The organism is Rhizobium sp. WSM4643, assembly GCF_025152745.1.
In the GTDB taxonomy this organism is placed as follows: Bacteria; Pseudomonadota; Alphaproteobacteria; order Rhizobiales; family Rhizobiaceae; genus Rhizobium; species Rhizobium leguminosarum_I.
Genome location: NZ_CP104043.1, coordinates 329,496 through 341,964 on the forward strand (window position 1 = coordinate 329,496; position 12,469 = coordinate 341,964).

At 61.4% G+C, this 12,469-nt stretch carries 12 protein-coding genes; 1 reads left to right on the top strand and 11 read right to left on the bottom strand.

Annotated features, from left to right (window positions below; translation table 11 throughout):
* Positions 1-24 precede the first annotated feature (24 nt).
* The 11 genes from N1937_RS31040 to N1937_RS31090 all read right to left on the bottom strand — a co-directional run bounded on the left by N1937_RS31040 (position 25) and on the right by N1937_RS31090 (position 11,121).
* The gene (locus tag N1937_RS31040; protein ID WP_170261551.1) at positions 25-1,065 is read right to left on the bottom strand and encodes a heme-dependent oxidative N-demethylase family protein; all 1,041 of its coding nucleotides are present in this window, start codon (positions 1,063-1,065) and stop codon (positions 25-27) included.
* Positions 1,066-1,096: 31 nt separating this feature from the next.
* Positions 1,097-2,062, bottom strand: coding sequence for a PDR/VanB family oxidoreductase (locus N1937_RS31045; RefSeq protein WP_260060301.1), 966 nt, complete (start codon positions 2,060-2,062; stop codon positions 1,097-1,099).
* Positions 2,059-2,664: a dimethylamine monooxygenase subunit DmmA family protein gene (locus N1937_RS31050; RefSeq protein ID WP_075224575.1), complete on the bottom strand. Its 606-nt coding sequence runs from the start codon at positions 2,662-2,664 to the stop codon at positions 2,059-2,061. Before N1937_RS31050 ends, N1937_RS31045 begins: the two co-directional genes overlap by 4 nt.
* A gap of 11 nt (positions 2,665-2,675) precedes the next feature.
* Positions 2,676-3,809 (bottom strand): aminomethyltransferase family protein, encoded by a 1,134-nt coding sequence (locus tag N1937_RS31055; protein WP_260060302.1) that lies wholly within the window; start codon positions 3,807-3,809, stop codon positions 2,676-2,678.
* Between the two features lie 150 nt (positions 3,810-3,959).
* A complete protein-coding gene (gene purU, locus N1937_RS31060; RefSeq protein ID WP_260060303.1) occupies positions 3,960-4,844 on the bottom strand; it encodes a formyltetrahydrofolate deformylase in 885 nt (294 codons plus the stop codon).
* A gap of 98 nt (positions 4,845-4,942) precedes the next feature.
* A complete protein-coding gene (gene glnT / locus N1937_RS31065) occupies positions 4,943-6,250 on the bottom strand; it encodes a type III glutamate--ammonia ligase (RefSeq protein WP_017968480.1) in 1,308 nt (435 codons plus the stop codon).
* An 83-nt stretch (positions 6,251-6,333) separates the two neighbouring features.
* Positions 6,334-7,662, bottom strand: a complete 1,329-nt coding sequence (locus tag N1937_RS31070) for an FMN-binding glutamate synthase family protein (protein WP_003548137.1) — start codon at positions 7,660-7,662, stop codon at positions 6,334-6,336.
* Between the two features lie 14 nt (positions 7,663-7,676).
* Positions 7,677-8,363, bottom strand: coding sequence for a GXGXG domain-containing protein (locus N1937_RS31075; protein ID WP_003548139.1), 687 nt, complete (start codon positions 8,361-8,363; stop codon positions 7,677-7,679).
* Positions 8,364-8,401: 38 nt separating this feature from the next.
* Complete coding sequence (locus N1937_RS31080) at positions 8,402-9,310, bottom strand: class II glutamine amidotransferase (protein WP_170278951.1); 909 nt, start codon at positions 9,308-9,310, stop codon at positions 8,402-8,404.
* Between the two features lie 88 nt (positions 9,311-9,398).
* Complete coding sequence (locus tag N1937_RS31085; protein ID WP_260060304.1) at positions 9,399-10,082, bottom strand: helix-turn-helix domain-containing protein; 684 nt, start codon at positions 10,080-10,082, stop codon at positions 9,399-9,401.
* Positions 10,083-10,161: 79 nt separating this feature from the next.
* Positions 10,162-11,121 carry a GlxA family transcriptional regulator gene (locus tag N1937_RS31090; RefSeq protein ID WP_260060305.1) on the bottom strand — a complete coding sequence of 320 codons (960 nt, stop codon included), beginning with the start codon at positions 11,119-11,121 and terminating at the stop codon, positions 10,162-10,164.
* Between the two features lie 87 nt (positions 11,122-11,208).
* On the opposite strand from N1937_RS31090, the gene N1937_RS31095 reads away from it, so the two are divergent.
* Positions 11,209-12,459 (top strand): sarcosine oxidase subunit beta family protein, encoded by a 1,251-nt coding sequence (locus tag N1937_RS31095; RefSeq protein WP_260060306.1) that lies wholly within the window; start codon positions 11,209-11,211, stop codon positions 12,457-12,459.
* Positions 12,460-12,469 lie beyond the last annotated feature (10 nt).

Here is a 12,469-nt window from a genome sequence, read left to right on the forward strand (position 1 = left end):
GATTATATCGCATTGTCCTGCGTGTCAGTCCGGATAGATGCCGGGGCTGGTCGGCGCCCCGTCGTCATATTTGGAAAGCCACTCGATCGTCGTCTCGCGGAAGCGGGTGAGGCCCTTGTAGTCGATGAGCTCGGGCGGCAGCGTCTTCAGCACGCGCGGGAAGCGGCGCGCCCATTTCGGCACGGTGACGAGCTCTTCCATGTTCATCAGGTAGCAGCGGATGACGAAGAGGATGGCGTTCGAGCGCGGCAGGCGCCACAGGCTCTGCACTTCGACGCGCAGATGCACCTTCTCGCCGACATTCTCTGGCGTCACCGTGGTGCGGTCAGGACCCCATTTGTGATAATTCTCCGGGCTGGTGTCGAGCCGAGGATTGATCGTCATCGTCCAGTTGAAGCGCCGTGTCGGCTTGCCCTGCTGCAGGTTCAACAGGAATTTCAGCGCCCGGTCGAAGACGCCGATCTGGTGGGCGAGCGGCACCGGCCCGTGCCATTCCATGAAGTTCATGCCGATATCGAAATCGAGCGACCAGTCGGCCTGCGTCGTCACCATGCCGGCGTCCATCCAGAGATTGCCGTCGCGTTGGTCGACGATGCAGAAATCGCCCTGGGCCTGGCGGGTGATATATTCGAAGGGCTCATAGGGCAGCGTCGAGGCATCGCCAAAGGTGAAGCTGTCGTCGATGCCGAGCGGGCGGTTGATCCAGCGCCACTGGTCGCCGTTACGGATGAGCGTGAAATGATCGGGGTAACCCGCCGCCTGCTCTTCCATCAAAAGTTCGAGCGTATCCCATTGCGCGCTCATCATGTGCGGCAGGGCCTGATAGCGTAGCGGATCTTCCTTCAGCACCAGCGCCCGGTCGTGCATCTCGGCGACATAATGCTCGTCGACATCGATCAGGCTTTCATAGACGGTTCCCGCCCGGCCGTGCACATGCGGCTCCATATTGACGGAATACATGTATTCGTCGCGGTCGAAGGGAAACGGGAAACGCCGAATGTTCTCGGGGCTGTTCCGATAGCTGAAATCGTTCCGGAAGGTTTCCTGCTTGAAGACGATTGCCATGTCCGGTCTCCTTGTTCCGCTTCCGATGCCGCTAGAGATCAAGATGCAGCGTGTTTCCCTCGAAGCGGGAAACGCAGATCATCACCTTGCGGCCGGATGCTTTTTCTTCGTTCGTCAGATAGACGTCATGGTGCAGCAGCTTGCCGTCGCAGGTGACGACCCCGGTCTCGCATTGACCGCAGGCGCCGCCGCGACAGAGGAAGGGCGCGTCGACACCCGCCGCCTCGATTGCTTCCAGCATGCTCTCGTGATGGCCAACCTTCACGGTCTTGCCGGACCGCAGCAGATCGATCGCGAAGGGCTTGCCGGGCAGCGACGACAGGAACCGTTCCGAGTGCAGGTTCTGTTCCGGCCAGCCGGCGTCCAGTCCCGCCTTCAGCACGCCGTCGATCATCCCGGATGGGCCGCAGACATAAAGATGCGTGCCGAGCGGCTGGGTGCCGAGCAGGCTCGTCAGGGGCATGGCGTCGCCTTCGGCATCGCAATAGATCTTGATGCGATGTCCGCCATAGCGCTCGGTGAGTTCCCGCCAATAGGCGCCGCGGTCGCGCGTACGGATGGCATAATGCAGCTCGAAATTGGCGCCTTCGCGGGAAAACTGCTCCATCATCGCGATGAAGGGGGTAATGCCGATGCCGCCGGCGATCAGAAGGTGCTTGCGCCCGCGCCAGTCCGGCTGGAAGAGGTTGACGGGATAACTGACCTTCAACTCGTCGCCTTCACTGAGCTTCTCATGCATGAAGGTGGAGCCGCCGCGCGAATCCTCGACGTGCAGCACGCTGATTTCATAGGCTTCGCAATCATGCGGCGGCGACATCAGCGAATAAGCATTGCGGCGCATATGGCCGCCATCGTTCATCAAAACGATGACGTGGGCACCGCCGGAGAAATAAGGCATCGGCTTGCCGTCAAGGCGCTCGAAACGGAACCGCTTGACGCGCTCGGCGATCGGCGTGATCCGCGTCACGCGGACAGGAATTTCAGTACCACCGCTCAAAGGAATAACTCCTCCGGGTCAGGCGCGCTGCCCGGTTCTTCCGCGTCGATATTGACGCCCTGGAAGGCGGCGAGCCGGCGCGAATAATGGTCGCGCACCAGAAGCGGCAGCCCGCAATGGCTACAGGTGAAAGGGCTGGTGGTGACGTCGTCGGTGATACCCTTGCAATGGACGCATTGCACACGCCGGGCGAGCGAACCGCGATGCTCGGTGATGACGGAGGCATGGTCCATGCCGTAATCCAGCGCCACCAGCATTGCCTGGCCGATGAAGCCTTCCGTGCCCGACAGATAAAGCCGTGTGCCCATATGGGCGGTGGCGAGCGACCCCTTCAATCGGAAGAGCAGCGTGGCGATCGTCGGCGCCGTGAAGAACATGTCGGCGCCGAGGCGGGCCAGCGCCTCGTCCAGGCCGGTACCCTGCGAGCCGCGGGCGACATAGAGGATTTCGCTGCGGGAAAGCGCCGTTTCGTCAAGCCCCGGCTGCTGATCGAGCAGAGCCTTGGCGCCCTCCCCTTCGAGCGCGAAAATGTGCCGCCGGGCGCGCGGCTGGATGGTCAGGCCCGTGTAGACTGGTCGGCTCTTGATGCCTGCAACGAGCATGCGCGTGCTCCCTAACCTACGGCAATCCGCTTTTTCTTTTCCGGATCGTCGAAGGGAAGCGTGTGGGCGGTGGCGCTTGCCTTCACGGTCTTGCCGCGGACCTCGAGTTTCGTCCCATGCACTGCCTTGTCAACGTCCAGGCGGGCAATCGCCATGGATCTCTTCGTCAGCGACGAATAGCTCGGGCAGGTGATGACGCCGACCTTTTTGCCGTCGGCAAAGACGTCGTCGCCGAGATCGGCCGGTCCTTCGGCATCGATCAGCATGCCGAAAATCTTGAAGCGTTCCTTGCCCTTGAGGCGCGCATGTTCCTCGGCGCCGCGGAAGCCCGTCTTGCCGGGGCTGACGGTAAAGTCGAGGCCGAGTTCCCAGAGGCTGTCGCCGGGCGGCTGGTCGGCGAAGGGATACATCTGCGAATTGTCGTAGGGGTAGAAGAGCAGGTAGCTTTCGACCCGCAGCATATCGAGCACGGAGAAGCAGCAGGGGATGATGCCCATCTCCTTGCCTTCCTCGACGATCCGGTCCCAGACCATGACGGCGTCCTGGCCGCGCACGAAGATTTCGTAGCCGCGCTCGCCGGTGTAGCCGGTGCGCGAGATCATCACCGGTGCGCCGAACAGTGTCGTCTGCATATGATGGAAATATTTGAGATCGCGGATGCCGGGCACATATTTGGCGAGATAATCGACCGCAATCGGCCCCTGCAGCGACAGGTCATGCAGGTCGTCATCGAAGAGCACGGCGCAATTGCGGCCGGCCGCCTGCTTGACGAGTTCCTCGTGGCCGGAGCCGGAGCCATGCACCAGCATCCACGAATTCGGGCCGGTGCGATAGACGATGCAGTCGTCGGTGAAGTGGCCGCGCTCGTTCAGCATGGTCGCATAGACCGAGCGGCCGGGGTAGATCTTCGTCAGGTCGCGGCTGGTAATATAGTCGAGCACGGCGATGGCGTGCGGCCCGACCAGGTGGACCTTCTTCAGGCCCGAGACATCCATGATGCCGGCCTTGGTGCGGACGGCGACATGTTCTTCCGACATGTCCTTGTCGTAGGTCCAGGCGGTGCCCATGCCGCTCCAGTCCTCGAGCTTCGATCCCAGAGCACGATGCCGATCCGCCAAGACGGAGAAACGCCATGATAAAGCCATTGTCCGTTCCCTTTTATTTCCTCTACGGAATATTTATTTCCTGACTATATAAGTCTTTCGCGCCGTGGCAAGCCCGTCCGGCATGCATTTCCCAAAACTTTGACGGTATCTGTCCTGCGGCGCGATGGGTGCGATGACGCCAATCATCTCTCAGCCCATCCGCTCCGACGCGTAACTTCCGGGGCTTGCCGGGAAAACCACGGTGCGGTTGCCGTTGATGAAGGTGCGGTGGTGGATATGGGCGTGGATGGCACGGGCCAGCACCTGGCTTTCGACATCGCGGCCGATCGAGACATAGTCGTCGGGCGACTGCGCATGGGTGATCCGCGCCGTGTCCTGCTCGATGATCGGGCCTTCGTCGAGATCGGCGGTGACGTAATGCGCCGTCGCGCCGATCAGCTTCACGCCGCGTTGATAGGCCTGCTTGTAAGGGTTGGCGCCCTTGAAGCTCGGCAGGAAGGAATGATGGATGTTGATGATCTTCCCGGACATTTTTTGGCACATTGCATCCGACAGGATCTGCATGTAGCGCGCCAGCACGATCAACTCCGTGCCGGTCTGCTCGGCCACATCAAGGATATGGGCCTCGGCCTGTACCTTGTTGGCCTTGGTGACCGGAATATGATGGAAGGGGATGTCGTGGTTGACCACGACCTTCTGGTAGTCGAAATGGTTGGAGACGACGCCGACGATATCGATCGGCAGGGCGCCGATCTTCCAGCGGTAAAGCAGGTCGTTCAGACAATGGCCGAAGCGCGACACCATCAACAGCACCTTCATGCGCTTTTCGCTGTCGTGAAAATCGTAATCCATCGCGAAGGGCGCGGCGACGGCCGCGAAACCGGCGTCGATATCGGCACCCGAAAGCCCCTCTTCCGAAATGAAGCTGACGCGCATGAAGAACTTGCCGGTATCGAGATCGTCGAACTGGGAACTGTCGATGATGTTGCAGCCCTTGTCGGCCAGATAGCTCGAAATCGCCGCCACGATGCCGCGCGTCGACTTGCAGGATACGGTGAGTACGAAACTCTTCATGCTGTCGCTTCCTTCGCTATCCCAAGCGCAGAGGGCTAGATGACGCCGGAGCCTGTCCGCTCCGGCGTGATGAGCGTGTCTTCAGAACGTCCGTCCATTCAAATGTCGAGCGTACTGTCGCGTTCCCACTGGGTGAAATGCGAGCAGTAGGCATTCCATTCCTGATGCTTGAGCTTGAGATAAGCGGCGGAAAACTCGGCCCCGATCGCCTGCTTCAAGCCCTCGTCGGCATCATAGGCACGCAGCGCATCGAGCAGGTTAAGCGGCAGGCGCGGCGCATCCTTCACCAGATACCCCTCGGCATACATGTCGATATCGTAGTGCCGGCCGGGATCGGCTTGGCTGCGGATGCCGTCAAGGCCGGCAGCGATGATGATCGCCTGCAGCAGGTAGGGATTGACCGCACCATCAGGCAGGCGCAGCTCGAAGCGGCCCGGTCCCGGCACGCGCACCATGTGGGTGCGGTTGTTGCCTGTCCAGGTCACGGTGTTCGGCGCCCAGGTGGCGCCCGATGTCGTGCGCGGCGCGTTGATGCGCTTGTAGGAATTGACCGTCGGATTGGTGATCGCGGCCAGCGCGGAGGCGTGCTTCATGATGCCGCCGAGGAAGGTTTTACCCTGAGCGGAAAGCCCAAAGGCCATTTCCTTGTCCGCGAAGGCGTTGACCTTGCCATCGATGTCCCAGACCGAGATGTGAGCATGGCAGCCGTTTCCGGTCAGGCCTTTGAAGGGCTTCGGCATGAAGGTGGCGCGAAGGCCGTGTTTTTCGGCGACCGACTTGACCATGAACTTGAAGAAGGAGTGCTTGTCGGCCGTCTGAAGCGCGTCGTCATATTCCCAGTTCATCTCGAACTGGCCGTTCGCGTCCTCGTGGTCGTTCTGATAGGGCTTCCAGCCGAGCTCGAGCATGTAGTCGCAAATCTCGGCGATGACGTCATACCGACGCATCACGGCCTGCTGATCGTAGCAGGGCTTTTCGGCTGTATCGAACTGGTCTGAAATCACCGAGCCGTCCGAGGAGATGAGAAAGAATTCGGGCTCCACGCCGGTTTTCACACGGAGCCCTTCTTTCGCAGCTTCAGCGACCAGTCTTTTCAGCACCACACGCGGTGCCTGTTCGACAGGCTGATCGTCCATGACGCAGTCGGCAGCAACCCATGCGACGTCTTTCTTCCAAGGCAGTTGGATGACGGAGGAAGCATCGGGAAGCGCGAACAGGTCGGGATGGGCAGGCGTCAAATCGAGCCATGTTGCGAAGCCCGCAAAGCCGGCGCCATCCTTCTGCATATCGGCGATGGCTTCTGCGGGAACCAGCTTGGCGCGTTGGCCGCCGAACAGGTCGGTATAGCTGATCATGAAATATTTGATGCCTTTGTCTCTGGCAAAAGCAGCAAGGTCCAGTGTCATTCTCGTTCCCCTTTGGATTTCTTGGAGACACTTTGGTTATGGATGCGAGACGGCCGGGACATTTGCCCGGCCGGTAGTAGAAATCAGTAGCCTCCCTTGCCGGGATACCAGTTTGTGCCGGCGAGCGGGATCTGCGCCATGGCGGCGGCCTCCATCGTCAGGGCGCAAAGATCTTCCGGTTCCAGGTTGTGCAGGTGGTTCTTGCCGCAGGCGCGCGCGATGGTCTGGGCTTCCAGCGTCATCACCTTCAGATAGTTGGCGAGACGGCGGCCGGCGGCGATCGGATCAAGCCGCTTCATCAGTTCCGGATCCTGCGTCGTGATGCCGGCCGGGTCTTTGCCTTCGTGCCAGTCGTCATAGGCGCCGGCCGTTGTGCCGAGCTTTTGATATTCTTCTTCCCAGTGCGGATCGTTGTCGCCGATCGCAACGAGTGCCGCCGTGCCGATGGCAACGGCATCGGCGCCCAGCGCCAGTGCCTTGGCCACGTCGGCGCCCGAACGGATGCCGCCCGAGATGATCAGTTGCACCTTGCGATGCATGCCGAGATCCTGCAGCGCCTGGACCGCGGGGCGGATGCAGGCGAGCGTCGGCATGCCGACATTCTCGATGAAGACATCCTGGGTCGCGGCGGTTCCGCCCTGCATGCCATCGAGCACCACCACGTCGGCGCCGGCCTTCACGGCAAGCGCTGTATCGTAATAGGGCCGCGCGCCGCCGACCTTCACATAGATCGGCTTTTCCCAGTCGGTAATCTCGCGCAGTTCCAGGATCTTGATTTCGAGGTCGTCCGGGCCAGTCCAATCCGGATGGCGGCAGGCCGAGCGCTGGTCGATGCCCTTCGGCAGGTTGCGCATGTTGGCGACGCGATCGGAGATCTTCTGGCCGAGCAGCATGCCGCCGCCGCCGGGTTTTGCGCCTTGACCGACAACCACCTCGATCGCATCGGCGCGACGCAGGTCTTTGGGATTCATGCCGTATCGCGACGGCAGATACTGGTAGACCAGCGTCTGCGAATGGCCGCGCTCTTCATCGGTCATCCCGCCGTCGCCTGTCGTGGTGGAGGTTCCGGCAATCGTCGCGCCGCGTCCGAGCGCTTCCTTGGCATTGCCGGAGAGCGCGCCGAAGCTCATGCCGGCAATGGTGATCGGCGTCTTCAGGTGAATTGGCTTTTTGGCGAAGCGGGCGCCGAGGACGACCGATGTGTCGCACTTCTCGCGGTAACCTTCGAGCGGATAGCGCGAGATCGATGCGCCGAGAAACAGCAGGTCGTCGAAATGCGGCACCTTCCGTTTGGTGCCGGCGCCACGAATGTCGTAAATGCCGGTCGCCGCGGCGCGGCGGATTTCCGCCAGCGTGTAATCGTCGAAGGTCGCTGACTTACGCGGCGGGGTATAGGGGTTGTGATAGCTCATGGTGGTCCCTCGCCTTAATACGCGTCGGCGTTGTCGATATTGAAGTTGTACAGCTTGCGGGCGGAGCCGTAACGCTTGAATTCCTCGGGCCTCACTTCGGTCACGCCCGCCTTTTCGAGAAGTTCCGCCAGCTTCGTCAGATGCTCGGGACGCAGCTCCTTTTCGATGCAATCGGCACCCAGGCTCTTGACCGAACCGCGCACGAAGAGCTTTGCCTCGTAGAGCGAATCTCCAAGCGCATCGCCGGCATCGCCGAGTACCACGAGGTGGCCGGACTGGCCCATGAAGGCGGACATGTGACCGATATTGCCATGAACGACGATGTCGATGCCTTTCATCGAGATGCCGCAGCGCGATGCCGCATTGCCCTTGATGACAAGGAGGCCGCCGCGGCCGGTTGCGCCGGCATACTGGCTGGCATCGCCCTCGATGACGACGGTTCCAGACATCATGTTTTCCGCAACGCCCGGACCTGCCGAACCGTGAACGGTGACGGTCCCGCCATCATTCATCCCGGCGCAGTAATAGCCGACGGACCCCTTCACATCGACCGTGACGGGCGCATCGATGCCGACGGCAACCGAATGGCTGCCGCGCGGATTGACGACTTCGAAGGAAAGATCGTTCGAACCGTTCTGGATGTTGTGCAGGGCGCTGTTGAGTTCGCGCAACGGCGTAGTGGCAAGATCAATGACAGGCATGTTTCGATAACCCTTGGAGAATAGGCATGAGGCGCCGGTCAAGCGACCTTCTGGTGATCCCAGAAATAGACGGTTGCAGGCTCCGGCTCCCAGACCCGGGCATTCTCGATGCCGGGTAGGTTGACGAGCGCCCGGTATTCGGAACCGAAGGCGACGTACTGGTCCGTTTCGGCCATGACGGCGGGCTTGCAGGCGATCGCATCGCGCACGACGCCGAAGCCGGATTTCGTGCCGACGACGAAGGTGAAGAAGCCGTCGAGGTCATCCACCGCGCCTTCCAGCGCCTGGCCGAGATTCTTGCCCTTGGCCATCTCTGCCGTCAGATAGGCGGCGGCGACCTCGGTGTCGTTTTCGGTTTCGAAGGTCATGCCCTCGCGCTTCAGTTCGCGGCGCAGATTGTTGTGGTTGGACAGCGAGCCATTATGCACCAGGCATTGGTCGGAGCCGGTGGAGAAAGGATGGGCGCCGAGCGTCGTGACGGCTGATTCCGTCGCCATGCGGGTATGGCCGATGCCGTGGGTGCCGGCCATCGAATTGACCGCGAAGCGCGAGACGACATCCTTCGGCAGACCCGTTTCCTTATAGATCTCGATGGCGTCGCCGCTGCTCATGATGCGAACGTTCGGACGCAGTTCCGAAACGGCTGCCTTGCCCGTTTCGAGCAGGTCCCTCGCAAGCGTGATGACGGCATGCGTGCTCTTCACCTGGACGGCGACCGATGCGCCAACCGCCTGGCCGAGCTCGGCCTCGAGGCCGGCGAAATCCTTCTTCGGATTGGACGACTGGATGGTGATCTTGCCGCTGTTGCCGCTGGCGTCGCCATAGATCGCAATACCGGCGCTGTCCGGCCCCCGATCCGTCATCGTCACCAGCATGGAGGACAGCAATGCCCCGAGCTCCGGTTCGAGACTTTTATCCTTGAGGAAGAGACCCACAATTCCGCACATGACCAGACCTCCGTTCGTGTTGAAAAAGGACTAGCAGGTCTATTTTGAGTTTTCAACTGGGAAGAAAGATTTTTTCTTTTGAGGCAAGTCAGCTTTTCGAGCTCTGCTGTGGATAGCTGATGATCGAGAGGTATTTGCTCGGCAGTTTCACCAGCTGCTCCGGCCCATGCGGCGCATCGGCGTCGAAGAACAGACTATCGCCGGGCTGCATCTGAAAAAGCTGGTCGCCGTGGCGGTAAACGACTTCGCCCTCAAGCATATAGAGAAATTCCATCCCCTCGTGCTGGAAGGTCGGGAAGATGTCGGAGTCGGTCGTCAGGGTGATGAGATAGGGCTCGACGATGACGCCGCTGGTATTGTTGTCGATATGACCGAGCACATTATATTGATGACCGGCGCGCGTGCCGCGCCGTTCGAGCTCGATGCCTTGGCCTGCCTTGACGAAGACGGCGTTGCGCGGCTCCTCGAAACGGCGGAAGAAGGCCGTCAGCGGCACGCCGAGCGCCCGCGACAGCGATTGCAGCGTCGTCAGTGACGGTGAGATGTTGCCGTTCTCGATCTTCGACAGCATGCCGAGCGAAATGCCGGTCGCCGCCGCCAGATCGGTGACGGTAATGCCGAGTTTTTTGCGGTAGGCGCGCACCTCATGGCCGATCGCCATTTCGAGGTTGTTTTCCTTCGGCTCGCGAACGGCGTGCGGGTCCTGGGAAAAGGGAGCGCGTCCGCCAAGCGCCTGTTCCGGTTGCTCTGCCGCTTCACGCTTGGGTTTCATAGGTTTTCCCCTGCCGCCTTCTCTTTTGTTCAAGGCAACCCTATCGCCATAGTGAAAATTCCTCAACCGTGAAGAAAACCTATTCCCGCCGCGCCGCGCGCGGAGCGATGCCGTAGAGGGCACGGAACATCCGGGAAAAATGGCTCAGGCTGGAAAAGCCGGTGGCCACCGCGATTTCCGAGACGGAAAGCGGGCTCTGCTTCAGCAGCCGATGGGCATGCTGCAGCCTGATCCTGCGGTACTGCTCGAGGAAGGTACTGCCGAGGTGAGCCGAAAAGAGCCGGTCGAGATGGCGGGTGGTGACGCCGGCAATGCGCGCCATGGCGGCGCGCTCGAGCGGCATCTCGATCGTCTCCTCCATCCGTTCGAGAACGCTGAGCAGGCCGGGATGATAGACGCCATAGCGCTGCGCCAGCGAGGCGCGCTGGGGTGCAGCCGGCTCGTTGACCTCCGTATGAAGATACCAGTCGCTGACCCGGCGGGCGAAATCCGGCCCCATGCGCTCGGCGATCAGCACATGCATCATGTCGAGCGGTGCGATGCCGCCGCCGCAGGTAATCCTGTTGCCGTCGATCAGGAAGCGCGCCTGGCGCGGCGTGAGGTCCGGGAAGGCTTCGAGAAGGGCTGCGGCATGCTCCCAATGGATGGTGAAGTCGCGGCCGCTAAGCAGTCCGGCGGCGGCCATCAGATAAGAACCGCCCGAGATGCCGCCGATCCTCACACCTTCGCGCGACAACTGCCGCAAGCAGGAAAGCACGCCGGGATACCGCCAGTCGCGGGGCAAGCCGCCGGCGCAGACGAAGGCCGTTCCGAGCCCCGAGCCCCTGACAGGGAGAGGTTCGGCGGGGACGCTGACGCCCGAGGAGGAGAGTGCCGCTGCGCCATCCGGCGAGAAGATCTGCAGCCGATAGATCTCACGTCCCGCCAAGAGATTTGCCGCCCTGAGCGGTTCCGTCGCCGAGGCATAGGACATCAGCGCAAATCCCGGGATAAGGATGAAGCCGATCGTCTGGGCATTTCTGCTATCAAGTGAGGACATGTCTCTTTCTTAGCCATTTATGTCCTTATTGTACAAGTCTGCCCGCCTCTTTCTGGCATCATGCAGTTGTTCATTTGGGATTGACCCATGCGCTATTCCGCTCTTTCGATTTTCCTCAACGGCCTTCGCGGCAACAAAAGCTGGTTGCCTGCCTGGCGCGACCCGGCGCCGAAGCCGCATTACGACGTCATCATCGTCGGTGGCGGCGGCCATGGTCTTGCCACCGCCTATTATCTTGCCAAGGAATTCGGCGTCACCAATGTCGCCGTCCTCGAAAAGGGCTATCTCGGCTCCGGCAATATCGGCAGGAACACGACGATCATTCGCTCGAACTACTTGTTGCCGGGCAATAATCCTTTCTACGAGCTGTCGATGAAGCTCTGGGAAGGGCTGGAGCAGGACTTCAACTTCAACGCCATGGTCTCGCAGCGCGGCGTGCTCAACCTCTTCCATTCCGACGCCCAGCGCGACGCCTATACGCGCCGCGGCAACGCCATGCGGCTGCACGGCGTCGACGCCGAGCTTCTCGACCGGCAGGCGGTGCGCAAGAAATTGCCCTTCCTCGGCTTCGACAATGCCCGTTTCCCGATCATGGGCGGCCTGTTTCAGCCGCGCGGCGGCACGGTGCGCCATGATGCGGTCGCCTGGGGTTATGCGCGCGGCGCCGATCAACGCGGCGTCGACATCATCACCCAGTGCGAGGTGACCGGCATCCGCAGCGAAAACGGTCAGATTACCGGCGTCGAGACCAGCAAGGGTTTCATCGGCTGCGGCAAGCTGGCGCTGGCCGCCGCCGGCAATTCCACCGTCGTTGCCGATATGGCCGGCCTGCGGCTGCCGATCGAAAGCCATGTGCTGCAGGCCTTCGTTTCCGAAGGACTGAAGCCGTTCATCGACACGGTCGTCACCTTCGGCGCCGGGCATTTCTACGCGTCCCAGTCGGACAAGGGCGGCCTGGTCTTCGGCGGCGATATCGACGGCTACAATTCCTATGCCCAGCGCGGCAATCTCGCTTCGGTCGAGCACGTCGCCGAAGCCGGGCTGGCGCTGATCCCGTCGCTGTCGCGCGTGCGCTATCTGCGCTCCTGGGGCGGCGTCATGGATATGAGCATGGACGGCTCGCCGATCATCGACCGCACCCATATCGACAATCTCTATCTCAACGCCGGCTGGTGTTACGGCGGCTTCAAGGCCACACCGGCCTCCGGCTTCTGCTACGCCCATCTGATCGCCCGCAATACGCCGCATCAGACCGCCCGCGCCTTCCGGCTCGATCGTTTCGCGCGCGGCTATCCGATCGACGAAAAGGGCGTCGGCGCCCAGCCCAACCTGCACTGAGGACATTTGA